This is a genomic window from Agrobacterium sp. ES01, from assembly GCF_050320885.1.
Classification (GTDB): domain Bacteria; phylum Pseudomonadota; class Alphaproteobacteria; order Rhizobiales; family Rhizobiaceae; genus Allorhizobium.
In genome coordinates, this window is sequence record NZ_JBNQTH010000012.1 from 33,689 (window position 1) to 57,610 (window position 23,922).

The 23,922-nt window shown below is 56.9% G+C and carries 30 protein-coding genes; 11 read left to right on the forward strand and 19 right to left on the reverse strand.

All coding sequences use genetic code 11. The features are described from left to right. Positions 1–304 precede the first annotated feature (304 nt). The 4 genes from ACQQ2Q_RS21695 (at position 305) to ACQQ2Q_RS21710 (ending at position 2,660) form a co-directional block, all read left to right on the forward strand. Complete coding sequence (locus ACQQ2Q_RS21695; RefSeq protein WP_376909612.1) at positions 305–997, forward strand: ParA family protein; 693 nt, start codon at positions 305–307, stop codon at positions 995–997. 76 nt (positions 998–1,073) lie between these two features. Further along, entirely contained in the window at positions 1,074–1,445 is a 372-nt protein-coding gene (locus ACQQ2Q_RS21700; RefSeq protein WP_052642551.1) for a hypothetical protein, read from the forward strand. Beyond that, positions 1,442–1,864, forward strand: a complete 423-nt coding sequence (locus tag ACQQ2Q_RS21705) for a hypothetical protein (RefSeq protein WP_052114301.1) — start codon at positions 1,442–1,444, stop codon at positions 1,862–1,864. The genes ACQQ2Q_RS21700 and ACQQ2Q_RS21705 overlap by 4 nt, the downstream gene beginning before the upstream one ends. Before the next feature lie 181 nt (positions 1,865–2,045). Beyond that, positions 2,046–2,660 (forward strand): helix-turn-helix domain-containing protein, encoded by a 615-nt coding sequence (locus tag ACQQ2Q_RS21710; protein ID WP_227705943.1) that lies wholly within the window; start codon positions 2,046–2,048, stop codon positions 2,658–2,660. A gap of 93 nt (positions 2,661–2,753) precedes the next feature. On the opposite strand, the gene repC (ACQQ2Q_RS21715) is transcribed toward ACQQ2Q_RS21710, so the two are convergent. The 12 genes from repC (ACQQ2Q_RS21715) to ACQQ2Q_RS21770 all read right to left on the reverse strand — a co-directional run bounded on the left by repC (ACQQ2Q_RS21715) (position 2,754) and on the right by ACQQ2Q_RS21770 (position 12,893). Further along, on the reverse strand, positions 2,754–3,992 hold the full coding sequence (gene repC / locus ACQQ2Q_RS21715) for a plasmid replication protein RepC (RefSeq protein ID WP_065653668.1): 1,239 nt from the start codon (positions 3,990–3,992) through the stop codon (positions 2,754–2,756). A 191-nt stretch (positions 3,993–4,183) separates the two neighbouring features. Further along, positions 4,184–5,197: a plasmid partitioning protein RepB gene (gene repB, locus ACQQ2Q_RS21720; protein WP_037094802.1), complete on the reverse strand. Its 1,014-nt coding sequence runs from the start codon at positions 5,195–5,197 to the stop codon at positions 4,184–4,186. Continuing rightward, entirely contained in the window at positions 5,194–6,408 is a 1,215-nt protein-coding gene (gene repA, locus ACQQ2Q_RS21725; RefSeq protein WP_037094805.1) for a plasmid partitioning protein RepA, read from the reverse strand. The genes repB and repA overlap by 4 nt, the downstream gene beginning before the upstream one ends. 172 nt (positions 6,409–6,580) lie before the next feature. Beyond that, entirely contained in the window at positions 6,581–7,459 is an 879-nt protein-coding gene (locus tag ACQQ2Q_RS21730) for an ArdC family protein (protein WP_277920879.1), read from the reverse strand. A 221-nt stretch (positions 7,460–7,680) separates the two neighbouring features. Continuing rightward, on the reverse strand, positions 7,681–8,745 hold the full coding sequence (locus tag ACQQ2Q_RS21735; RefSeq protein WP_235775165.1) for a Fic/DOC family protein: 1,065 nt from the start codon (positions 8,743–8,745) through the stop codon (positions 7,681–7,683). 65 nt (positions 8,746–8,810) lie between these two features. After that, on the reverse strand, positions 8,811–9,017 hold the full coding sequence (locus ACQQ2Q_RS21740; protein WP_037093580.1) for an antitoxin VbhA family protein: 207 nt from the start codon (positions 9,015–9,017) through the stop codon (positions 8,811–8,813). Between the two features lie 119 nt (positions 9,018–9,136). Continuing rightward, positions 9,137–9,469: a DUF736 family protein gene (locus tag ACQQ2Q_RS21745; RefSeq protein WP_037093578.1), complete on the reverse strand. Its 333-nt coding sequence runs from the start codon at positions 9,467–9,469 to the stop codon at positions 9,137–9,139. 395 nt (positions 9,470–9,864) lie between these two features. Beyond that, entirely contained in the window at positions 9,865–10,368 is a 504-nt protein-coding gene (locus ACQQ2Q_RS21750) for a thermonuclease family protein (RefSeq protein WP_235775164.1), read from the reverse strand. Then, positions 10,368–11,258: a replication initiation protein RepC gene (gene repC, locus ACQQ2Q_RS21755; RefSeq protein ID WP_428189217.1), complete on the reverse strand. Its 891-nt coding sequence runs from the start codon at positions 11,256–11,258 to the stop codon at positions 10,368–10,370. Before repC (ACQQ2Q_RS21755) ends, ACQQ2Q_RS21750 begins: the two co-directional genes overlap by 1 nt. Positions 11,259–11,261: 3 nt before the next feature. After that, the gene (locus tag ACQQ2Q_RS21760) at positions 11,262–11,561 is read right to left on the reverse strand and encodes a type IV secretion system protein VirB3 (RefSeq protein WP_081950740.1); all 300 of its coding nucleotides are present in this window, start codon (positions 11,559–11,561) and stop codon (positions 11,262–11,264) included. Next, positions 11,561–11,908 carry a TrbC/VirB2 family protein gene (locus tag ACQQ2Q_RS21765; RefSeq protein ID WP_037093745.1) on the reverse strand — a complete coding sequence of 116 codons (348 nt, stop codon included), beginning with the start codon at positions 11,906–11,908 and terminating at the stop codon, positions 11,561–11,563. The genes ACQQ2Q_RS21760 and ACQQ2Q_RS21765 overlap by 1 nt, the downstream gene beginning before the upstream one ends. 10 nt (positions 11,909–11,918) lie before the next feature. Then, positions 11,919–12,893, reverse strand: coding sequence for a lytic transglycosylase domain-containing protein (locus tag ACQQ2Q_RS21770; RefSeq protein WP_277921170.1), 975 nt, complete (start codon positions 12,891–12,893; stop codon positions 11,919–11,921). A 159-nt stretch (positions 12,894–13,052) separates the two neighbouring features. On the opposite strand from ACQQ2Q_RS21770, the gene ACQQ2Q_RS21775 reads away from it, so the two are divergent. From ACQQ2Q_RS21775 to ACQQ2Q_RS21800, 6 genes are all read left to right on the forward strand, one after another. After that, a complete protein-coding gene (locus ACQQ2Q_RS21775; RefSeq protein WP_247261089.1) occupies positions 13,053–13,661 on the forward strand; it encodes a hypothetical protein in 609 nt (202 codons plus the stop codon). Further along, positions 13,658–14,194, forward strand: coding sequence for a thermonuclease family protein (locus ACQQ2Q_RS21780; RefSeq protein ID WP_037093741.1), 537 nt, complete (start codon positions 13,658–13,660; stop codon positions 14,192–14,194). The genes ACQQ2Q_RS21775 and ACQQ2Q_RS21780 overlap by 4 nt, the downstream gene beginning before the upstream one ends. Beyond that, entirely contained in the window at positions 14,191–14,895 is a 705-nt protein-coding gene (locus ACQQ2Q_RS21785; protein ID WP_037093740.1) for a thermonuclease family protein, read from the forward strand. Before ACQQ2Q_RS21780 ends, ACQQ2Q_RS21785 begins: the two co-directional genes overlap by 4 nt. Continuing rightward, entirely contained in the window at positions 14,896–15,300 is a 405-nt protein-coding gene (locus ACQQ2Q_RS21790) for a hypothetical protein (RefSeq protein ID WP_037093738.1), read from the forward strand. 178 nt (positions 15,301–15,478) lie between these two features. Next, positions 15,479–15,889 carry a hypothetical protein gene (locus ACQQ2Q_RS21795; RefSeq protein WP_333630015.1) on the forward strand — a complete coding sequence of 137 codons (411 nt, stop codon included), beginning with the start codon at positions 15,479–15,481 and terminating at the stop codon, positions 15,887–15,889. 9 nt (positions 15,890–15,898) lie between these two features. After that, a complete protein-coding gene (locus ACQQ2Q_RS21800; RefSeq protein WP_037093783.1) occupies positions 15,899–16,321 on the forward strand; it encodes a hypothetical protein in 423 nt (140 codons plus the stop codon). A gap of 26 nt (positions 16,322–16,347) precedes the next feature. On the opposite strand, the gene ACQQ2Q_RS21805 is transcribed toward ACQQ2Q_RS21800, so the two are convergent. The 7 genes from ACQQ2Q_RS21805 to ACQQ2Q_RS21835 form a co-directional block, all read right to left on the reverse strand. Next, positions 16,348–16,629: a hypothetical protein gene (locus ACQQ2Q_RS21805; protein ID WP_065653669.1), complete on the reverse strand. Its 282-nt coding sequence runs from the start codon at positions 16,627–16,629 to the stop codon at positions 16,348–16,350. A 429-nt stretch (positions 16,630–17,058) separates the two neighbouring features. Beyond that, the gene (locus tag ACQQ2Q_RS21810) at positions 17,059–17,745 is read right to left on the reverse strand and encodes an HAD-IIA family hydrolase (RefSeq protein WP_037093935.1); all 687 of its coding nucleotides are present in this window, start codon (positions 17,743–17,745) and stop codon (positions 17,059–17,061) included. Between the two features lie 83 nt (positions 17,746–17,828). Beyond that, positions 17,829–18,665 (reverse strand): phosphodiesterase, encoded by an 837-nt coding sequence (locus tag ACQQ2Q_RS21815; RefSeq protein WP_037093910.1) that lies wholly within the window; start codon positions 18,663–18,665, stop codon positions 17,829–17,831. A 61-nt stretch (positions 18,666–18,726) separates the two neighbouring features. Further along, entirely contained in the window at positions 18,727–19,980 is a 1,254-nt protein-coding gene (locus ACQQ2Q_RS21820) for an ABC transporter substrate-binding protein (RefSeq protein ID WP_037093913.1), read from the reverse strand. A gap of 37 nt (positions 19,981–20,017) precedes the next feature. Next, positions 20,018–20,848 carry a carbohydrate ABC transporter permease gene (locus ACQQ2Q_RS21825; RefSeq protein ID WP_037093916.1) on the reverse strand — a complete coding sequence of 277 codons (831 nt, stop codon included), beginning with the start codon at positions 20,846–20,848 and terminating at the stop codon, positions 20,018–20,020. After that, entirely contained in the window at positions 20,845–21,726 is an 882-nt protein-coding gene (locus tag ACQQ2Q_RS21830; RefSeq protein ID WP_037093917.1) for a carbohydrate ABC transporter permease, read from the reverse strand. Before ACQQ2Q_RS21830 ends, ACQQ2Q_RS21825 begins: the two co-directional genes overlap by 4 nt. Then, positions 21,723–22,787 carry an ABC transporter ATP-binding protein gene (locus tag ACQQ2Q_RS21835; RefSeq protein WP_333630014.1) on the reverse strand — a complete coding sequence of 355 codons (1,065 nt, stop codon included), beginning with the start codon at positions 22,785–22,787 and terminating at the stop codon, positions 21,723–21,725. Before ACQQ2Q_RS21835 ends, ACQQ2Q_RS21830 begins: the two co-directional genes overlap by 4 nt. A 184-nt stretch (positions 22,788–22,971) precedes the next feature. Between ACQQ2Q_RS21835 and ACQQ2Q_RS21840 the strand changes: the two genes are divergently transcribed. Next, positions 22,972–23,844: a LysR substrate-binding domain-containing protein gene (locus tag ACQQ2Q_RS21840; protein WP_052114314.1), complete on the forward strand. Its 873-nt coding sequence runs from the start codon at positions 22,972–22,974 to the stop codon at positions 23,842–23,844. Positions 23,845–23,922: the final 78 nt, after the last annotated feature.

Consider the following 23,922-nt stretch of genomic DNA (forward strand, 5'->3'; position numbering starts at 1 on the left):
CTTCGCTCTTCGCCCTTGCGCCCTCCGTGCGAGCGCCAAAGACGGCCTCACGCGGCTCCGGGGTTCACCACTCGACCCAGACAGTTGTAAAAGCCACACGACCAACTCGTGTGGCTTTATTGATGTCTAACAGCGTGTGATCACACGCGCGTTTTGATCTTAACCCGCGTGTTTTCACATGGTAGGTTCTCTTCGATGTGAAGATCTTAACGACGATACTGATGTTCCGATCGAACACACGTCGGACCGCTAGGGGACGGGTTGAAGTCTTAGACAGGAAGTGGATCGTGAAATGGCAATTTGCATGTCGCTGGTAAGCGGCAAGGGTGGCGCGGGGAAGACGACCGCCGTAATCCTGATCGCCGGGGAATATGCGCTTCAAGGTAAGCAAGTGCTTTTGGTTGATGCAGACGGACGACAAAACCTGAATGAGTGGTGGTCCCGTTCAGAGGCGAAGGACAACAGGCCAGACGGCATTGAGCTTCGAACGGCGGTAACTAACGCATCACTTCAGCATATTCTGGAGAACGAAACCGCCGGGTTTGACGTCGTGTTGATAGACTCCCCTGGGCAAGACACCGTGCTACGGGACACGATCATCGCCGGCTCGGACATCGTTATGACCCCGATCCAGCCAAACCAAGACGAGATCCTTGCTGCCGGCCAGGCAGCAATGGACGTGGCTGACACCTGCGATCGTACCGGGCGAAACATTCCACATCTCAACTTCAGAACCCGGATCACTCTCCCCGGCCGCTCACTGGAAGCTTACCGCCTGATCCGCCCCTTCATCGCAAACCTGCAAGAGCAGGGATATGATTCACACCTCCTTGATACCGAGCTGTATGAGCGAAACCCCTATCGGGACATCAGACTGGGATATGGGACACTGCAAATGCTTGAGCTCAGCGACTCGGTCAGAAAGGCCCGGAGTGAGGTTATGGGCATGATGCAAGAAATTGAACGTTTCCTGACAAACGAGGAAAAGAGGGCGTAAGATGGCTAAAGGGACTTCCAGTATATCTGATTTTCCCGTTGCACCGCGACGGTCACGGGGGAATGTGCCCAATTCAATGTCTCAGCCGGCTATAGACAACGAAGCAGAAAACTTGGTGGCCAGCGATCATCCAGACCAGGTTGCTATCGAAGAAGCTCCCGCGAAGGTCCCTGACGTTCAAGTGCCACAACGGTCGAGCTTGATTCTGCCATCACCGGAAGCTCGCCGGGAGAGAGCGACGAGCAGATCGTTAGAGCGTGAGGCATCCAGAATACGACTGCAGGAGCTGAAGCAGAATAAAGCGCGGGAGAGCAAACACTTCGTCAACTGCCCCCTTGATTACGATACTAAGAAACGTCTGGAGCGAGCAGCCTCTGAAAACGACTTGAAAATGACGGTGATCGTCAAGGCCGCGATCGACCAGTTTCTGAAGGATAATGGTTATTGATCCTCGACCTTCGTTTCCTGGGCGGGGTGGCGCTAGGCGCAACCCTTGGATTTGTGATCAACCCTGAAGCGACGGAGAAGGTCGGGATCGATATTCCCGCCATAAAGAGAACTTTACTCAGTGTCGGCGCCGCTCCACCGGAGCCTTTCAAGCAAACCGACTGGCCAACGGACGATCGCGCCAAACGCGAGCTGTTCCGGTTTGCAATGTGGGACTTCGAGGAACACGGACCGAAGTCTGAGATCCGGATCACAAGATGCATCAGCATCGACCAGTTCTCCCTAGCTTGCGAAATGCGCGTGAAGTTGAGTTGGGTCAGCGAGGAGAGGATCCTCGAAGGCATTTTTCAACCCAATGCCCGAAGCTGGAATCTGATTGCTGCGAAGGCGGTGAACAGGAATGCTCGCAGTCAAACTTGACTCGAGGCACAACGCGCCTCTGAGTTGCGCATTTCGATCCTAGGAGAGCAATGTTACAGATCATTCCCCCCAATATTGTTAGGTTTGTGTGACTGGCGCGCAGGATGACAGTGCCTTAATGGCACGTTATGGTGCGTGATATCTGCCACTGGCGGATTTGGGGACTGAGGGAATACCGACGGTGCGGAATCTATCCGACTATATCAATTCAAGGGAACTGGTTGAGACCACAGATCCAGATTTCCAGAGACCCTTGTACCGCCAGGAGGGCTTCGACGGTATTGTCAGCTTCGGGGAGATCGACGCAAAGCTTTCCGCATTCCTCTTAGACGAACGTGCGAAAACTGGTTTGACCCAGAGTGATTTCGCGACCTTGGCTGGTCTCGCACGAGTGGTTTATAGCCGCTATGAACTGAACATTTCGCGCCTCACCGTATCACGAATGATCCACCTTTCCGAGCTCCTTGGTTTCCTGCCAATGCAGATGATTCATGCTGCGGCACCTCATCTTTACGGCAAAGATCCTCAAGAGGCCGATGATCGGGTTGAATTGTTCAGACTTATTCATGACCTCCCCCACGACACCATACGCAGTTTGATTGGCATAGTTGGCCAATTGACGCCAAGCGATGTTCTTGAGGCTCGACAGAAAGCGGAAGCGGAGGCTGAAGCGCAAGCTGAGGCTGAACGCCAACGCTTGAACCGAAAAGCTGCGAGAGCCAGCAGGAGAGGCCGTCCGCCTGGTCGCCCACCAGGTCGCAAGTCATCTACAACCGAAACACCTACAGACGAATGAGAGCTGAAACCGGTCGTACGTGCTGTCAATGTAGGAAGGGTGACTTCAGGCCTTTTCCATCGAGACCTCACCCTAGTGCGTCAGCACAGCCCCTCACCCTGCTTTCCGGCCTCCGTTCGTATTGGCGCGCATCAACGACATCAGCATTGGTCCGAGCCCGAACTCCCCTGCCCTCGCTCGACGCGTGAGATCGCGGAGATATCCACCTGCCGAATTGATATGCCCTGCCCTCTCCAGGATTGCAGCCATAGCAACCGCCGCGTTCTCCGGCCCCATCACCTCACACGCTTCCTCATAAGCCGACGGGCTAACACCAAGCATTGATCGAACCACCACCGCGGCCCCCATCAGCTCGCGCCAATGGGAGATCACCCCCCCGGGCCCGTAATCCAAAATCTGCGGGCAGGCTTTCAGGACCATCGACAGCGGGAACGCCTTCATCTGTTCCGGCTTTGCCAACGGCTGAGCAACCGCTTTGGGTGCTACTTCCAGCTCGACGGCTCCGCCCTGCTCTTTTCCAGAGCTAGGTTCAAGTTCATAGATGGATTCGGGTTTTGAATTCTGTATGTGACAGCCATTTTGAACAGCATTGCCGTCCATATTTTGAGAATCTAACTGATTTTCCAGAAGGTTGAGGATTTCGGTGCGCAAAAGCTGCATCTCGTCGAGGATTGCCTCCACCTGGCGACGGTCAGGATTGCGGGGGAGTCGGCTGACAATGCCGACATACATGTCTTCGATGGCTTCCCAGTCGCCGTCGGCCCCCTCCTCCATCGCGGCGGAAATTAGCTTGCGTACATCACGCCGGCAGATAGTCAGCGCCTCTTTGGCTCGTCTGAACTGCAGGCGCTCGGCAGCGACTTCCTGTGCCAGACCTGCAAGTTCCGCAGCGCGAGCCAAAAGTGGAGAAAGATCGAATCCAAAAGCCTGCTCGATATCGCCACCCTTGTCCCGGTGAGCGTAGCGCTTGCCGTTCGGACTATCCTTGCGCTGGATGAGCCCGGCTTCGACCAAGGCAGCCAAATGCCGCCGCAAGGTCGTTCCGGTTATGCCGTGCGCTCTGACAGACAGCTGAGCATTGGATGGAAAGACCACCAATCCACTATCGCAGTTGAGCTCGCTCTCTGGATAAAACGTCAGCAATGCGTCCAGCACAGTCAGCGCCCTGTCCTGGAGGCCAAGGCGTTCACGGGCCTCACAAGCGTCGCGAAACACTCTCCATTTTTCGACCGGGCGGCTTGGTTTCGTCTCGGACGTCTGGAGCTGCCTCTTTACAAGAGCAAGCACAGCCGGCCGCCGCCCAAAGGGCGTCGTCACATTTCCCGTCTGCATATTCCTTCACCTTTCTTCAGGCAAAAGAAATCCGCTCACCAAAACGATGCCAAAGACTCTTGACTGGGATTCATGGAAATGCGATTCTCGATCTTGCTAGGAATTGAGAGAGGCTTCCATGACGGAAACGTTTTGGGGGCCTTTTTCTTTTGTCGCGGTCTCTCCTCTTGACCAATTAACGAGTGTCTCGATCACACCTCTTGGTGAGTTGGATCTGAACGATTGTTGTATTCGCTTAGAAGATCAGGCATTCGGTCCGCGAGCCAGCGCGCGAAAGCGCGTTCCTGCTTCGGGATTGAGACCGTAGTTCCAGCCGAATTACTCTTCATGCGGCCAAAAACTCGGTCACCCACGGCGAAGTCAACAATCTCTTCAGCTGGCTCCGTAGTCACTTTGTCGGCCGCCGAACTTGCAGCTCGTATCGCTTGGGTAATACGGCTGGAGCTGTCAGCGCCTCGAAACTCGACCGTGTCGATTATTTTACGAACACGTGCTGCGCCGCTCGGATCTTTCAGCAACTCGGCAAATGCGGTCCATTTCGGTCGACCAACTCCCTTTGCTCTTCCGATCGCAAGAATGATGTCTTCGGGAACCGCCTCCGTCACTCGAAAAAGATGCGATATTGCCGCTTCTGAAGCTCCCAAGATTGGGCACATGGCGCGATGAGAAAGGCCAGCACTTTTCAGCTGTACGGCCCACATTGCCTGCTCAATCCAGGTCAGGTTTTCCCGAACACCATTCTCGAGCGATTGCTCTTCAATCAACTGCCGATCGGAAAGTTCTCGAACATAGGCTCGAATCTTTATGGTCTCCGGGCGATCCGATTCTGCCATTATGGCCTTGATCGCTGCCCAACGACGGTAACCGTAGGCAAGCTGGTAATGATCCGCTTTCGTCGGATGCGGCCGAACAAGAACTGGAATTTTTTGGCCTTCACTTGCGATTGAAATCTTAAGCGCCTCGAGCTCTTTGGCCGCGTCCTCGTCGTTGTCAAAGCGATCTCTATAGGGGGAGCGGTCGATACGGTCAGGATCGAGTGAAATGACACTATCTTCTGTGAGCTGTGTCAGTGCCCGACCCACATTGGAAATGACAGGTGAAGAGTGCCGCCGCGCCAGCGAGGGCTTGTCGGACGCGTCCGACACCACAGGAGATTCCGTCCGGCTTTCGGCGGCCGCCATTCGCTGAAGGATGCTTTTCTTCATGTGCTACGTCCCCAAACTTGGTGAACGAGGTCGAGGATCTCGGAGTTAACTCGGTCAGCGCTCTCAATTGCGCGCTTCAACGCTTCACGACCGACCTCACCCGACTCAAGCTCGTATAGGGTCTTCTTCGCTACCGCTGCACCGGCGATTGCCGTGGATTCGAGCGCCTCCGCAACGAGTACATCATCACCAAACAATCGGCGCATGACTCCGGACATGTACTTCTGCGGCCCGTCATTCGGGTTCACGCGCGTGAGCAGGAAGCGGAAAAAGTCATGCTCAAATTTAGCTCCAAACTGCCCCAGCACCTCCGATAGATCGGAGATCATGATCAGGAACTGATTGCACGATGCAACGTCGAGCATCGCCGGGTGAACGGTAATAACTAAGGACGTGGCTGCATAAAGAGCAGCGAGTGTCGAGTATCCAAGGGACGGTGGGGTGTCGATGATAACGATATCGTATCGATCATCCACGCGGGCCAGGGCACTGCTTAACCGCTCGAAAAACAAACCCAGGTCATCTCTGGTTTTCGAGGTCAGATAGGACGGGGTATCAAACTCAAAGTCCATTAGCTCCAGATTGCCAGGAACTAGATCTACACCTGGGAAATAGGTTGGCCGGATCACTTCAGCGAGCGGCCGCCTCTCATTGTCATATCGAATGGCTGCATAGGCTGTCTGGTTCTCGCCGAGATCGAACTCGGGCTGAATACCAAATAGCGCAGTCATCGATGCTTGCGGATCAAGATCCAGACACAAGACCCGATAACCCTGAAGCCCTAGAAAATGTGCGAGATGGATAGAAGTGGTTGTCTTGGAACTACCACCTTTAAAATTCGCCGTAGCAATTACCTGAAGCTTTTCCCCTTTGCGACGATGCGGAAGCAGCTCGCCAGCTTCGTCAGGACGAAGTTCGGCCAAGAATCGCCTCAGTTCCTTGACCTGCTCTATCGTGTACGTTCGCCTATTGTTTTCTGCGCGCTCGGGCAAAGGCCCCTTCCCTTCCAGCGTCAACTGGCGAAGAGTACTTTCCGGAACCTTGAGTAGCCTCACTAGGTCAAGGGTTGAGAATGTCCGGCCAAATGTTTTTTGCGCAGAGGGTGGATAGACAGCTTCACGCATATCGTTCAGCTCCGCGGAGAGTTTCGAGGTGTAGACCTCGATCTTCGACGCAGTGTCTCTGACGCTCTGAGAAGCTGGCTGCAGCATTCAATCCTCTTGACGGTTCTGACCACTTTACGAGATCATTTCCGTCAGGAATGCCAGACTGACTCCGATTCTTCAAGGCGTTTTTCGTTAACAAGAAGTTAACGCATCAAGGATGCCCGACTTTACAGTTGTAAAGTTTTGGGTCGATGCGCATGAGGCCCGACATTTTTTGCTAGGGCCCCGACCCTGTGGAAGAGCTGAACTGTCGGAGATAGTCAGCAACTGCCTGAGCCTTCGCGGCGGCAGTGATGACTGCACGTGAATCCTGCTTCAGCACCTTGAGCCAGTTTTCAACGTAGGTCGCGGTGTTGTCTCGCGGATCATGCTCAATGCCAAGATCGGCGCAGACGAACGCGGCTGAGATTTCGGCAATAAGCTCCTCCATTGCGTAGGTCTCGCTCCCAAACCGCCCGCTAAGGTCACGATCAAGGCGTGATTTTGCGCCGCTCCAGTGCCCGAGCTCATGAAAAACCGTGCTGTAAAGATGAACCTCGCTGAGGAACCGACCGCGCTCCGGCATCTGGATGTCATCGGGGCCAGGCCGATAGCAGGCTTGCTTTCCGCCATAGGCTATCTTTGCGCCTGTGGCCCGAATGAAGGTTTCGACATGGTCGATGACCGGAACCGGCTCGATCGGCGCCGCCTCGGCCGGGCTCTTGAAGCGGTTAGGCAGGTTGTCGATCTGCTCGACGTTGAAGACGGTGTAGCCCTTGAGATAGGGGATTGCACGATCGTCCGCATCCTGCTCCTTCGGCGTGAAGGTGCCGTACTTGACGACGAGGGTTCCTTGTTCGCCCTTGCGGACCTGAGCACCGAGCTCCTGAGCCTGCCGGTAAGTCATCCATGTGTTTTCGTCGTAGCCGGCGAGTTGCCCGGAGAGCCACAGCATGACCACGTTGATGCCGCGATAGGCTTCGCCGGAGGCGCGGAGCGGCGTAGCCGACCTGCGGCTGTTTCCGCGCCATGGCCGGATCCAAGGCTTGGTGCCGGCCTCGAGCTGCTGAATGATGGTGTCGGTGATCCGCTGGTAGGTGTCCTTTACGCTCTGCATCGCCGTCTCCTGTTCGTTGGTTGACGGCAAAGATCCGAAGATAGCGAAACGACCCCATGCACCCGTAGGGCCGCAACGGAGTGTAGGACCGCGCAAGCGGTTGGATGGGGGAGGGGCTATCGTAGTTTGTCCGTCAAATCATCCAACGGACAGGGGAAGGCGCAGAGCTCCGGCACCCCGGCCAATGACACAGGCCCTCACTGCAGCGACCGGGCCGCAGGTCAGCGCTCTCGGTCGTCTTGGTCGCGGTTTCGCTGGCGATCGGCAAGCTGCTGCGCTTCGATAGCCTTAAGATCGGCGTTGATGTGCTGCGACTGAGGCTCTTGGGCCTTTTGCTGACCTGGCTGCGATTGGGCATCTTGGACCTGTTCCGGCCGCCCCAAAGTCTTGAAATCAGATCCAGCGGCGAACTTCACCTCCTCGTCGTCAGGAGGCGTCCGCTCGGGAAGGTCAGCGCGGTCAACGGCCACAATCCCCCTGTCGGTCACGAGACTCGCCACGCGATTGTCATACCCGAGAACCTGCCCTTCGATCACTTCGCCCGGGCGAGCCGTGCGGATATTGTGCTCAAAGGGTTTCTCGCCAGCCTGCTCAAGATCTGACATGGCACTGCGGATTGCCTCGCGGCGGTTAGGATCCATCGCATCCTGGATGAGGTGCTTCATCGCCGGACTGGACGGATCATTGGTGGTCTCAATGGATGCCTCGATCATGCGAGGCTTAGTGATGACGGTAAGGTCGATGTCATGTCCGTAGGTGCGGCCCAATGAGACCACCAGCGCCTCGTTTGCCCTTCCATTGCCTTCTCGAAAAGCGTGAACGTAATTCAGCTCAGAAAGGACGTGGGCAACCTTCTCGGCAAACTGCTCAGGTGTAGCGGCTTTAAGGCCCTGAACGTCTCTAGCAGGCCTCAGCGCCTCGTTGAGACCCATTTCTATCCGCGATCCGTGCAGAAACGTCGTGCCGCCCTTCGAAAGCCCTCCTACAGGCTCTACCCGCTGCCCATCGACGACAGGACTTTCATTTCGCGTATGACCTGCCCATTCATAGACATCTTGAAAGATGTAGCCGTGTAGAGCCTTCAGATGCGCTGCGTCGTGATTACCGGTCGGGCCTTTTCCCTCAGCCAGCTCTGTTTGCCTCAAAGCAGTAAAAGCGTATTCAGCCTCACGCAGCGCCGAATGGCTCCTGATATCCAGCTTGTTCTTCAGAACATCCCTGAAGTCCTTATCCTCTGAAGTGTTTGGATAGGTGTAGGAGCCTTTGGCTTCATCATCGCGGGCCAAGCGAAACCTCATGCAAAAAAGCCGCCTGAGATCACAGGCGGCCGCGAGAAATGTCTAGGTGATGATCAGGCCCGCTTGAAGCGGGCCAGCAGCTCTTGGCGCATTTCCTCGGAAGTAATGTCTCCCGCAACGTAACGGCCGTTTGCTTCTTCCAAAACCGGATCGCCAGTGTAACCCTGCCGCATATTGGCGGCACGAGCCTGATCGACGGCTTTCTGTCGTGCAGCAACAGCTTCCGGAGAGCGATCGGGGCGGGGAGCATGAACGTTCATTGGCAGAGCCTCCAGTTAGTGTTCAACTTAGCACAAAAAGAGCCGAATATCCAGCGAATGCGGGGCAATCGGCTCTTTTATGGTGGGAGCCCGATCAGAGATCGGGCCTCCCAAAGCGATCAATCGCGGGGTTCCCATTCGATGATGGCCTGCAGCGCCAGGTCATCTTGGCCGGGATAGCGGCCCAAGTTGGCGTTGAAGCCGAGGCGCTTGATTGAGAGGGTGTAGTACGACTTCCCTTCTCCGTTGGTCTTCTTCCAGATGCCGCCAACTTCGATGTCGTGGCCGCGAGGTGACTTGGCATAGACGCGATGCGTCGGAGCCTTTTCGTTTGTGGAGTCGAACGGTGTAACCTTGATGTCCAGGTCCCGGTCGATGGTGGAGATGAGGCCAGTTCCCTTGGCGTTGTCGATGTCGTCTTTGTCGAACTGGATGAAGTTGGTCATGCTCATGTTAATCACTCCTATATGGTGGTTGCGATGATCGTTCATAAGGCACGGCGAAAAGCGGTGCGCACCGTAAGCCGGAGCGCAGCGAAGGAGGCTGGGCGGCGGAAAATTTTGTTTCGCGAGGAAGCCGAAGGCGGGGAAAATTTGGAGACAGATAGCTTTGCGCTAACCGCGTCGCCGTGCGAACGGGCATCAAGAGCAACCACTTTGGAGGTGTGGGGCCTGAGCGCTTGCAGCAATACGTCACCTCGACAAATGGGACATCGGCACTGGTAGCGTGCGGGATTGTGCTGAATGCAACCGAACCAACAACCTGGAACAAGAGGCTGGGTTGACCGAGAGTTGCGCCACCACGTGAGATCTCGCCAACTGTCACCCATATCAACGCCGCCAGTACTTCAGTTGCCGGTATGGCTGCGACGATAGGAGGAGGGCGATTCAATCTCAGCGCCCCACAAGCCTTGGCCGAGCTGTCGGGCACGAGTCTCGGCGCGGCGGTACTGGCTCAGGTCGATCGGGTGGGATCTTGGCAGATAGCGCAACAAGAGGCTGGCTTGGCCCGCCTTCACCATTTCAAGGCCGATGTCCGAGCGCTCGATGAAGCACTGGCCGACAAGGCGTCGGTACTGGTCCCGATCAATTTCGACACAGCGAACATGCTTTCCATCGATCATGCTGGCGAGGAACCGTCGTGCCTCGACTCCGCACCTCCATATCGCGCCATTCTTGAAGCCGGTCTGATCGCGCACACATGCGTCGATAGCCGCAATGCGGATCCTCTGCTGGCGGATGCTGAAGGTGTCTCCATCAATCACCCGCGCCCGGCCTGAAAAATCGGCCGACGCAGCGGAAGCAGTGAACAGAAGCGCAGCCAGCGCGGCTCCCACCAAGCAAATATTCATCAAGCGCGCGCCTCCATAGAATTGCGGGCTGCCAACCCAAATACCGAGCGGTTCAGATGAAGCTCTCCGCTCGCGGCTCGGTCTGTCATGGCCCGCAAATACCCGCCCGGCGAGCTGATTTCGGCGCGCGTGTATTTCTCAAAGGTGAGAGCGATCGCAACCGCAGCCGCCTGCTGGCCCATGCGCGGAAGCCGCATCTTTCGCGGCACACCGCAGGTCAGGATCGTGTTGAAGAACTCGCAGGGCTCCGAATACGGATCGCCCTTAGCGTCTTCTCCATCGATGTCCTTTTTCGCTGTATCGTCTGATTTCTTGCGATACGTGATGCCAAGCGGCTTTGCGCCGTACTTGTGCAACTCTTTCACGATATTCCCAACCAGCTCTTCGAGGTCGGTCACGTCTTCACGGGTCGCTTGGGCCCTGGCCTCCTTGTTCGAGCGTTCAAAGATCCGCTTCAGCGAGTCGCCGAGGCCAAGCGCCCCTTTCATGCCCGAACGCACGATCGTCAGGTAGATTTCGTTCGTGAACATCCGCTTCTTGCGAAGTTGGTCCATATAGCGATCGTTCAGGATCTCGCAGAAGGAGGAATCGAACGAACCGCCGATTTCGGTCTCGACCTCACGACGGATTACGGTCGACCAAAGAGAATAGCGGCTCGAACCTAGTGCTCGGATCATGGTGTTCTGCACAACAGAACGCATGTTCAATTCGGCCTGGTCCTCCGTCTGGAAGAACAGTCCATCAAGCTTGATGACGCTGATCAGGGTTCCATTCTCGAGCCCGATGACCGTGTCAGACACATGCCGCATATAGGGGATGTGAACGGACATAGGCCGCTCGTTGCCGGCGACCTTCCCAAACCCAAGCTCTTCCTTGACGACTTTCAGCATCTACTATGGTCCGTATGAGTTGGTGCCCCAAAAGCGCTTGTTGGGAGTCCTTGGCGTCTTGCGGGACGTGACCTGCAGGACGTCGAGAATCTTGCTGTCCCAGGCACAAAGCGAGAAAAGGACAAGGTAGGCGGCTGGCGCGATCAGCAGTGCCGCCAGATGGTTCGTCACCAGCCACCCAATGATTGTCACGCCGATGATCAGGACGACCGCCATGTAGGGCACGCCCCATAGCGTCGGAGAACGGGTCAAGCCGATCACCAACGGCGTCAAAGCTGGCTTCTCGTCCTGAAAATCGCTCATCAGCCGCCGCCTACCGACGAAATCATCTGGTCAACGATGGCAGGGGCGCCGAACACGAGACCGATGCCAATGACGACGGCTCCGGCCGTGAACCACGAAAGCCTGCCGGCAAAGGCAAGGAAGCCGAGGCCAATCACGGCGATGATTGCCATCAGACGTCCAAAGGGGCCGGTGATGAAGTCAACGATCATCTGTACGGCTGTCTGAAGGGGTGCGAATGCACCGCCGCCGCCACCGCCAGCCTGTGCAAGCGCTTGATCAGCGCCTGCAACCTGCAGGGCTGCCACCAAGCCAATGACGGCTACTGCCTTCAATGCCCCGGAATGCCGGGAAACGACGTTCTTCATAGTTCTCTCCTTAAAAATGCATCACGCCGCCGACGAACTTGCCGGTCTTCTCCACAGTGATGACTCCGGCATCGCTGGTGTTCTTTGCCGCCATGTCTCGGACGATCCCGCTCGCCTTCCGTTTGCCGGTTGGCATCGGTAGGCCAAGCTGGAAATTCACGACCTTTGCGACATAGCCGACGGTTTCTTGGAATGGCGGAACGCCGCCATATTCGTAGATGCGCCCCTCCCCGCTGTTGTAAGCGGCCGCGACCAGAAGCGGGTTCTGAAACTCATCGAGCAGGAAGCGGAGGTACTTCATCCCGCCCTCGATGTTTTGAGCGGGATCGCAAATGTCCTCAACACCGAAGCGAGCCGCCGTTTCGGGGATAAGCTGCATAGGTCCGCGTGCGCCTTTCGGTGAATTGCGGATCTCATCGAAGCGGCTTTCGGCCCAGGCAATCGCAACCGCGAAGCCCTCATCGACGCTGTATCGGCGCGCAGTGGATGCAACCAGCGCTTTAATCTCGTCAGGTGACAGGGGCGACGGCCCGCACTCTCCAACGGGAGTTCCTGCCCCTAGATTTTCGGGGGTATCACTAGATGTAGTATCTAGAGTGGGAGTTTGGACAGGCTCAATGCGGCCGGTAGCGCGCTCCGAGACATCAAAATATGCGCTGACAGACGCATCAATGTGATGCTCTTTGGCGCCCACATCTTTCGACGTCGTTGCGCCCAATACTTCAGCTCCGCCCTTCGTGACAACACCGTTTGCACCAAGGACAAATTCCTTCTCTGATGTCTCGACACCGCTCCAGCGATCTTCGAAGTTCGTGACAAGAGATTCCTCGTTGATTGTCACAGAACCGTTGTAATCGCTGGAAATACGCCCTGTTGTGGCTAGGTCTTGTGACGCAGCAGTATTGGCCGCGAGCAGCACGGATAAAGCTGCGCTAGTCAGGGTTCGCGGGCCTAGATACCCTGCATAGACAGTGTTTTTATCCATCGCACCCGCCCGTCAAACGGTGTTGTGATCGCCACGAAAACCGACTAGAGTTAATGCACTCATGATACCGATTTGATGCACTCTTACAAGTTTTCTGAACGGTGTTAAACCCTATTTTGCAGGGTCAACAATCGCACTACGGATGGTTAGGGCTAAAATATGAAACAGGCCATCATTCCCGCGCTTCTAAGTTGCGCATTGGCAACACAAGCGCTTGCCGCTCCTGCGGTGAACAAGGACTACATCAGGTCACTGGCGGCGCCGGGCAAGACGGTTCTTGTCGTCGAGTATTACGACGGGACCGGCAAAGTCGCTGATCGCAAAGGTTACGCCACTGCCAATGGCTTCAAGGCTATCTCGGCGACTGAGTTTCGCGTCGATGAATCGACAACGTTGCATCTGTATGGCGTTCAGCCCTGCAGCGGCGATCTGGTCAATCGCGCAGAGGACTATTCCGGGACTTGCGAGGAGTTTGGTACGCAGCAGCTGCAAACGATGCTGCAGAGCCCCAAGGTTCTGTTCTGCAGGGCCTTCATCAGCGAGCAGACTGCCCCCGTTCAGGATGTCACTTGCTACGGCTACTATAACTATCCTGGAGCAATGGACACGGTTGATAATCTTGAGGAGCAGCTTCTGTCGTTAGGAGCGGTCCGCCTGACTAAGAAAGCCGATGGTTCATTCGAACGTCCTGATCTCACGGAGGCTCAGGAAATCGGCCAGAAGGGTTCCTACGGCATGTGGGCAGATCCTCGGGTGAAGGCGCAATGAAGCTTGCTGCTGCACTCGTCGCGACTCTACTGCCCTTTGCAGCCAATGCCGCACCTGAAGGGTACTTCGATCTTGCTCCCGGCATCACCTTGGAAACGGGGGACACCTGGATCTCGAACGGAGAACGGTTTCGTCTCTATGGCATCCAGTCCTGCTTGCGCGGCACTGCCTACACGGATGGTCAGGGCAGCAGACAAGATTGCGGCGAGGCATCGCTTGCGATGTTGGCTGCCTACATCAAGGACACCAAACCGATCTGTGCCCCCGTGGCGAAGCTTAACGGCATCTCATATGTCGTTTGTTACGCCACGGTTGGCAGTCAAAGGCTCGACCTCGCGCAGATCATGGTGACAAGCGGCTATGCATTCGCTGCCTTGAAGACCGATGGTCTCCCTTATCATGCCCCCTACGCCATAGCCGAGCAGCTTGCTCAGCAAAAGAAGGCCGGCCTTTGGCAATTCTCCGACGTTCAGCATCCTTCCATCCTGCTTAGTCGTGAGGCGAACCAGCGATCGAGGAGCGCCCAGCCATGAGAAGCCGCCTTTTCCTTTTTATCGCCGCAAGCTCTTTGGCCCAGCCGGCGCTTGCCGCCGATCCGATCTATCAGAACTGGCACGCCCTACGCGGTCAGGCTGCGCCTCCAGTTGCTGCTGCTGTTCGGTTGCCGACGTTCAAAGGCCCGGTAACCGTTCTTGACGGCCGCACGCTATGGTTCGGCACGCTTGGCAATGGCTATAAAGTGAGGTTGGCTGGCATCGACACCTGTGAGCTTCCTCAATGGGCTTTGAACCCAAAGTGGACCAACCGGGACAAGCAACAGGCCCCTACCCCCGTTCCATGCGGTCCCTTCGCCAAAGCCTGGCTGAAAAGGACTGTCGGAAACAGACCCACGACTTGCGTCGGTCTGGCCTACGCGAACGATGGGATACCCGTCGCACAATGCACGACTAACGGTGTGGATCTCGCCGCCGAAATGCTGCGCGTCGGTTGGGCTCGTCTCGATTCCCCTTACATCAACGCCCAATATTACGCTTATCAGACCAATGCGATGGCCGCCCGGTATGGGATGTGGGGAACCTACGTGTTGGACATGAACGAATGGCGCCGGAAAGCCGTCGACAAGACGCTAGATCGGCATCCGATCGCCGACTTCAATCTATTGGCCGAGAGGAAAAGCGAGATCTCTCCTCCTTTTGCTGATGCGCGAAACAAGCCGAAGAGGACAGACCGATAGTTGCCAGACCTCGCACATATTGCGACCTCTCTCGCAACAGATCCCTTGGCTGGCTTGCTGCTTGCCATCTCCCTCTCGATCGCCCTCATAATCCCGGCGCAGAGACTCTGGTGGATCCACGCGCTACTAGCGGCCTTCCTTCTCATCCTGTCGCTGGCTTTCCACGACAAGCGTCACTTGTCCTTCGACAGCTACCTGGTCGGGCTCCTAGCCTTCGCCGCGGTTTCTCGGGACATTCCCAATCAGCCACTGCTCTATCGCATCGGCATTTCCTGGTTTGCGTGCTTCGCGCTGATCTCGGCCGTCATCTACGCCGCAGGCGAACGCATCCAGCACAGGACTCCGCTCGAAAGACCTTTTTCCGAGCCGGCAATTTCAGCAGCATTGATCAAGAGGGACACCTGATATGAAACCAGTGTTTTTTGCCGCAGCCGGTCTCGCGGCTCTTGCCATCTCTCCAGCATCTGCCAAGGCCGAGGATGCCTCATGGGGTTGCCAGATCCTCTTGTGCGCAGCCTCACAAAGCCCGTCATGGCATGGCGTCCCCTACTGCGTTCCCCCGATGAAAAGGCTTATATCAGCTATGGCGAAGCCCGGCTTCTCCTGGCCGATCTGCCATGAAGCAAAAGCCGGAAAACCGGGCTATGAACCTTACGAGGAATGCCCTGCCGGCATGACCGCCGTTTCCTCCCGCACCGATGGGGATCGGCCGTTCTTGGGCCGAGACGACAAGGATCAGTGCACGAAGACCGTCAACCAGTGCAGCAACCGTGCCGCCTTCCGTACCCAATTTGGTGACAGCCAAGGAAACGAGCGCAAGGGTGTCACGATCCGGCAGATCAACCAGAACAACGACAATGATGTTTTCAACCGAGACAATGGCTGCATGGTGCAGATCACTCAGCCCCGCCCTCGCCGCGCGGATCCTTATTATTTCGACATTCCGAACGATAAGGGCGTCAAGCAGCGCGCTTGGTTCAACTTGAATGACTGAGTGGATGACATGAACAGCAATATTCTCGTCGTAGCAGCAGCCGGTATCGGCATTCTCGCCGGTGCAGGAGGTACTTATCTCATCATGCCGGAGCCAGAGCCGGTTGTTCGGGCCCCCACTGATGCGGAGATCGCGGCCCTTATCGCAGCCAATCCCTCCCTAATTCCCGAACCTCCGGCCCCTGTGCTTGAAATACCGACAGAAGAGGAAGCTCTAGCCGCATACCGCAAGGCTTATGCCCGCAATCCTCTGAGGACCGGCCGCGGTGAAGCCGATGTAACCCTTGCTTTGGGAGAGTGTGACGAGAACGCCAGCGGTCCAGGCGTATCATGCGTTGCGGCCATCAAGAGGAATCCGAACGCAGCTCCTCTCGATCGCGTCATTGGATTTGCCAAGTCTGCATCCGGCGAATGGGTTGCCACCAACTACTGATTTTAGAACCAGATGCCTGTTGATCATTAATGCCCCGATAGTGAGATGGAGCCTGAAAGAAGAAGCTCCATTTCCTCAGGGTTTAGGCTCCCCTTGGAGGCAATTAGGTACCCCGCTACGTAAAGTAACTTCTGATCTCTCTCATCCTGATCTGACGGCGCGTGCCTGATGATTTCCATACGTGCATTCGCTTCCTGATCCATGTCAGCGCCGCCCTCGCTGTTGACGGCTGCCAGGTAGACGGTTCGGTGACGTTCGACCTTCACGGACAATGGCTCGTTGGGTTGCAGCTCAAGCTTTTCTGTCATCTTTCCCTCTCCACAAGCGCAAGCGATCACTCCTTGACCTCCCGAAATCGAAGGGAGGGCAGGAGCCCCGCTCCTGCTCCCGAGCTCGTGCGGAACAGCTGGAGAGAGGGGGACAAGCGCTAAACCGGAGGGGGATCACCCACCCGGAGGGCCGAGACGAATTTCATAGAAATGAGCCGGTGCTGCAGGCCGCAGGCCGAAGCATGGGGAGACCGGTTTAGTGCTTGTGGGGGAGAGAGGGCAGAGCGCCTTTCTCCCCTCTCAGTGCGTTGAACAAAGTCGCCTTTCGGCCCATTGCGGTCATCACGGGTCGAAGGGATAAGGGCAGCTTCGCGCCTCCAAATCGGTCGTTGAGGCCGTCTTGGCACCTACCTGAAAGCGGACATCGTCGTGGCAGCGGCGTCACTTCACTGGTGCGCCTCGGCATAACTAGCCGATTTTCAAGAAGGTCATTCCAGCTCGCATAGCACCCTTGCCGTCAGTCTCCGGGTTGTCTCCGACCATCAATGTACGGTTTGGAGAGGTGCCGAGCAATTGGGCCCCGGCAAGGAAAATGCCGGGTTCGGGCTTTCCGACTATTTGGTGAGGGACCGGCCCAGTGCAGGCCAGAATTGCTGCCACAAGCGCTCCAGTCTCGGGAACAATGCTCCCACCTCGGCCAGGATGAGTGCGGTCCGGATTACAAACGACGAGTTGCGCACCGGCCAGTACGGAATTGGCTGCCGATTGGATTGTATCATATGAAAACGTCCGGTCGCGGCCGATCAGGACGACATCTGGCCGTTCCCGAGATATGTTTAAACCGAGGCTTCGCGCATACTCTTGAAGTGACTCGCTTGCCGCCATGGCAATCTGCGCCCCTGGCATTTTCTCCGCCACCATCCGGATCGCCGCCATCCCAGCGGTTACAATTCTTTCTTCAGCCACGGCAAATCCGAGCTGGTCCATCAGAATTGCGATTTCGAAAGCAGTGTGCTCGGCGTCATTGGTGACGATCGCGAAATTTCCTCGGCTAGCATCAATGAGATCGTGCGCCCACGGGAGGGCTTGGCCTCCGCTGATGAGCGTCCCGTCCAGATCGAACAGGACACCGTCTACGTTTAGAAAATCATCCATTCCGTGCGCTCAGGCAATGGAGACCCAGCGCAGGAGCTTCTCCCTGCGTTCGGGTATCGTGGAAATTGAAGATCATGCCAGACCTACTCCGCTGGAAAACCGAGTGCGTAGTCGCGGCCCTTGATTTCATAGCCGTCGAGCGGGAAGCGCCGCGACTCTTCAAGGAAGTAATTCAGATGCACCACGACACTGTCTGCGTTGATTGAGACTACAGAATAGGCTGGCGGTTCGTGGCTGCCGGGGATGTCTTCGCCATGCGGTGACAGTTCCAGCGGCACCTGGTGGTTGAGGCCTGGAATGAGGGAAAACGAGATGCCGTGCCAGTTGCCAGAAATCGGGCGATGGACATGCCCCAGGAAGATGTGGCGGATGCGATGCGAATGCGGCTGAAGCACCTGCCAGAGGGCGTCGGCATCCTGCTGCGTGATCGCGTCCATAGACGAGATGCCGGTCAGGATGGGCGGATGATGCATGAACATAAGGATAGGCTCGTTGCTCTGGGCGAGCTCCTCGGCAAGCCATGTCAGCCGTGTTTGGCAATAGGCTCCCGCATGACTGCCTTCCTGCTTGGTATCGAGAAACACCAGCCTATGACCGCCTTCGATGCGGCTACTCTGGACGAAGCCGTTGCCATCATCCATCGCCTCGGGAAACACGGTTCGCAACGAGGCCCTGTCGTCATGGTTGCCGACCATCATCACCACAGGGACCTTGAGGAGATCGATACGCTGGCGAAGTGCCTGATAGGCTGGAACCTCGCCCCAGTGAGCCAGATCGCCAGTGATGACCATGAGATCGGCGTCGGAATGGTCCGCATGGATGCTGACAATCGCTGCATCGAACCGCGCGCACGGGTCGAGCCCGTACAAGGTTGCCGGCTGCGGCACGAGGTGGATATCAGTGACATGAACGATCTTCATGGTGACCTTCCTGATGGTGAGGCTACGTGGCCGATTGGCCACGTAGCGGGAGGTTGGCAGATCAGCGACGCGGCAGGAGAGCCTGGGTGTCTGCTGCCATGTCGGCGAGAACCGCCTCGGCTTCCTCGGCGCGACTGCCGTCCATGACCGACTGCAACCGGTCCTTGATCACGTCTGTGATCTTTAGGCCGTTATCGCCGGGAAACGCGTACCAGCCGGTCAGATAGGGTAGCTGGGAAAGAGCAACCGCCTGGTTCGGGTTCTCGGCATAGAAATCTTTCAGGAGGTCGGCCGCCTTGGTGTTCGGCGCCATGTACCCGGTGGTCTTGACCATGATTGCGCCACCTTCGGGGCCCGTCGCGAACTTCAGGAATTCCCATGCTGCCTTCTGCTTGTCCTTGTCTTTGGCCGTGATTATCGCGACATTGCCGCCGGCCGGCAGACGCGAGACGCCTTCTTTCAGATCCGGATAGTTGCCGGTCTTTAGTTCGAACTTGCCGCCGATCTGCTTGGTGACGGCATTGACGCGAGCCGTTGTGGTTACCATCATACCGATTTTGCCGGCGGAGAAAGCCGCCAGCATCTCGTTCGGCGTCATGTTCGGCGACTGCGCCTCGATCACGAGACGTGCCAGTGTGCCGATCGCTTGTTTGCCGGCCTCGCCGTCGAAGGCGACCTTGGTTTCGTCCTCATTGAGCATCGTGCCCCCATTTGCAAACACCAGCGCCTGCCACAGCCAGTTTCCGGTGATCGCCCATTCGGTTTCGATACCGTCAGCCTCGCCCTGAGCCTCGATCTTCTTGGCGAGCGCGATGATATCGTTCCAAGTCTTGGGAAGGCTGTTTTCGTCGAGACCGGCCTTCTTCACGAGATCCATATTGTAATAGACGATCGGCAGTGAGATGGCATAGGGAAGGCCGTAAACCTTGCCGTCGACGGCGCCGGCCTGGCGCATGCCGTCATGATAGCCGGCGGCGTCGAAGTCCGTTTCGTTGGCGATGAAATCATCGAGCGGAACGGCGATTTCCTTGTCAGCAAGAACGCGTACGCGATTGAGGCCTTGGAAGGTGACGTCCGGTACATTACCGGTGATGCCTTCGCGCAGCACGCGCTGGGCGGCGTCCTCATAATCCTTGTAGGGCGTGCGGAACTCAACCTTGATGTCGGGATGCTTCTTGCTGAAGGCTTCCAGCATCTCCTTCTGGGTCGTGTCGAACAGTTCCGGATAGGCGTACTGCACGGTGATCGTAGTAGTATCGGCCATCGCTGCGGATGCCATCAGGGACAGGGCTGCGGCGGTCAGGATCGTTCTCATGGACAAGTCTCCGGTGGTTGGGGGGGTGAGAGGACTGCTACTTGATGCCGGTGAAGGCGATGCCTTCGATGAACCGTCGTTGCGCCAGCAGGAAGAGGCAAAGAAGCGGGGCAACAATGATGGTCGCGGCCGCCATCAGCGGGCCAAAGTCATTTCCGGCCTCGGCATTGCGGAAGGCCATGACGCCGAGCGGCGGCGTGAAGTACTTGTCGCTTGATACGGCGACCAGAGGCCAGAAATAATCGTTCCAGTGAGTGACGATCGAGAAGACGCCGAAGGCCGTGAGCGCCGGGATGGCGGCCGGCAGCATGACCCGCCAAACGATCGACAATTCAGACATGCCATCCATACGGGCCGCATCGACCAGATCATCCGGAACGCCCATGAAGAACTGCCGCATCAGGAAGATGCCGAACACTGAAATCGTGAAGGGCAACACCAGCGCGCTGTAGCTGTCGAGCAGGCCGACGTAGTACAGTAGGATGAACAGCGGCACAGCAATTGCCTGATAGGGGATCAGCAAGCAGAAGAGCACGAAACCGAAGGCTAGACGGCGACCGAAAAAATGCAGTTTGGCCAGTGCATAGGCTGCCGGCAGCGTGACGAGCACCTGCAGGAAAAAGATCGCTGCCGTAACGACGACGCCGTTCATGAGATAGAGCATCAGCGGGGCTGCTGAAAATGCTTCCGTATAATTCTCGATGACGGCGAGTTTTTGCGGCCACCAGCGCAACGTTTCGGAAAAGATCTCGTCGGCTGGCTTGATCGAGGTCGAAACCATCACGGCGAAGGGCAGAAGGGCAAAGGCAGCAATCAAGAGCAGTGCTGTGTGGCGAAGCGCCGAGCTTACAAAGGAACGAGCCGTCATGCGCCTTCTCCATTCTTCTTGAGGGATACGAAGCGCAGCAGGCTGACGCTGACGACGAGCAGGATGAAGACAATCGTGATCGCCGCCGCGTGACTGCTGCGGAAGAACTCGAAGCCTTCGGCATAGATCGTGTAGAGCAGCACTTCGGTCGCCTTGTTCGGCCCTCCTTGAGTGAGTGCATGAACCGTGTCGAAGACCTGGAAAGAGCGGATGGCGGAGGTGATGGCGACGAAAACGGCGACAGGTGCCAGCAGTGGCCAGGTGATCAGCCTGAACCGCTCCCAGGCATGCGGTGTGCCGTCTAGCTCGGCTGCGTCGTATAGATCGCGCGGGATGGCAGAAAGACCGGCCATGAAGAGCACCATGTTGAAGCCGAAGCTTTGCCAGATGCCGATGACCGCGAGCACGTAGAGTGCGATGTCGCCATCCTTGAGCCAGTTGTGCGAGGCAAATCCCAGGGCCTTCGCCGTCGTGTTGACGATGCCAAAGCTCGGGTGCAGCATGAACTCCCAGACGATGGCCATGGCAAGCAGGCTCGCCATCACCGGCATGAAAAAGGCGGTGCGATAGAAGGATCGTAACGAGGTTCCTGCGTCGATCAGAAGCGCACTGACCAGGCCTAGCAGCATCGAGCCGGGCACGACGACGGCAGAGTAGATCAGCGTATTGCTCAACGACTTCCAGAAGACCGGGTCATCGATCAGCGCTTGAAAATTTTCGAAACCGATAAATCTCAGCGAGCGATCACCGAGCTGATAGTCGGTAAAGGCCAGCACAAGAATCGAGGAGAGCGGCGCAATCAGGAAGATGATTGCCAAGATGGACGCCGGCGCGATGAGGGCAAGGCCTGCTCGGTTTTGGCTGGCGGAAAGGCTCATAGGGGAGCCTCCAGTCGGTAGCTGCCTTCTATTCGCCGGTTGTCTGTGCCGAAGACATGCAGGCGCGCTTCATCCATCACGATCCCCACTTTGTCGCCGATGGCTGGGCGGATGCCGCCCGGATCGCAGCGCACAACGACGAGGTTGCCGCCAGCGGTCATGACTTGGACGAAGAGGTCGGCGCCGAGATTTTCGATGTGGTGGATAACGCCGGCAAGCGGTGCGTTGGCTATGCCTGCTAGTCGAGCCGCCTCTGGACGAAAAGCCGCCTGCACCCGGTTGTTCGCGGTATCGGCGAAGGTGAAGGATAGGACGTCACCTTCAGTCAGAGCCGCCTGAAGAACGTTGATTTTGGGACTACCTATGAACTCCGCGACGCGAAGATCCAGGGGCATCTGGTAGATCTGGTCAGGCGTATCCACCTGCAGGATTTCGCCACCCATCATCACTGCGATACGATCGGACATGGTCATCGCTTCGGCTTGATCGTGGGTGACATAGATAAAGGTCGAACCCAATTGGCGGTGGAGCGCGGCAATCTCGCCTCTCGCCTGTACCCGCATCTTGGCATCGAGATTCGAGAGCGGCTCGTCCATCAGGAAGGCGCTCGGTTTACGCACCATGGCGCGGGCAAGTGCCACACGCTGGCGCTGGCCGCCTGAAAGTGAAGCAGGCTTGCGGTCCTTTAGCATAGAGATTGATAGGGCATCGCAAACTCTGCCCACTTCCCCTGCGATCTCCTTGCGCTTCGCCTTCGCCGACGGCAGAAGAGTGCCGAGGAGCGACCGCTCAGTGGTGTTCAGGCGGCGCATGACGAGCGGTACGGCGATGTTTTCCGCCACCGTCAGGTGCGGATACAGTGCATAGGACTGGAACACCATGGCGAGGTCGCGGTCGCGTGGCCGGATCCTATCGACAGTTGCACCATCTAGTAGGATGCTGCCCCCGCTCTGCTGTTCGAGGCCGGAAATGATGCGCAATAGAGTGGACTTTCCGCAGCCTGACGGGCCAACCAAGGAAATGAACTCGCCGTCCCGAATATCCAGATCGATCCTTTTCAAAACATGGGTCTCCCCGAATGTCTTAACGACAGATCTGATGTTTACGCTTGCCATGAAGGAAGGCCCAAAAAAATGTGTTCAATGGCTGGCCAGATACTTCATAGATTTTACATTACAATGACGCATTATAAATTCAGGTTATACCGCCCATCAGGTAGACACCTCTCATTTTTCGTGAGGCTCAATGCGTTCCAAGCTTAGCTATGCCCAGTTGCGAGCATTCAATGCGGTTGCAAAGGAAGGCAGTTTCTCGTCTGCCGCGCGTCGCCTCGGCCTCAGTCAGCCTGCCATAACGGCGCAGGTCAAAGCTTTGGAACAGAGCTACGGCGTGCTGTTATTCGAGCGCAGGGGGGACGGTGCAAGGATGACGCCACTCGCCAAGAGCTTGTTTCAGGAGACACAAGAGCTGCATGTTATAGAGGCTGTAGCCGCCGATATCCTGGGTGCATCGAGCGCGTTGAAGACGGGTGAACTCAACATCATGTGCGGCGCTCCGAATCCGGCAATGGCGCTGATTTCCGAGTTCAGGCGCCGTTACCCCGGTGTCCGGGTTACCGCCAATTTTGGTAACTGGCATCGGGTCACGACGGCACTTTATGAGCAACAATGCGACGCGATCATCCTGACAGGCGTACCGGACGACGATAGCCTGACGCGCATTCCGTACATGGAGCAGCGAGCGGTCGCGCTGGTGCCTGCCGGGCACCCGCTGGCAAAGCGAGGCAAGCCCCTTTCGCTGCATGAACTTGCCGATCAGCCACTCATTTTTCGCAACGACCAATCTCTCACGCAATCGGCGCTGAACATGGCAATAAGGAAGTCTGGCGTAAACCTTGAGCCAGCTCTCTCACTCGGCGAGCGTGAGGCGGTCTACGAGGCAGTGCACCAAGGACTGGGAATAGGATTCATGTTCGAACTGGCGGTCAGCCGGGCAGAAAGCAACGTTGTCCGCCTGCCCATAATGGAGCTGAACGACGTTTACGTTGAGCACGTCGCATGCTTGACCCGGAACATGAGACGGCACGAAGTTCGGGCACTGATGGCGCTGGTGGAATAATACCAACCTTCAGTGAATGTGACTCTCGTGGGGATTCCCAGCAGCCGACGAATCTGAATCTTTGTTGCAAACAGGAGG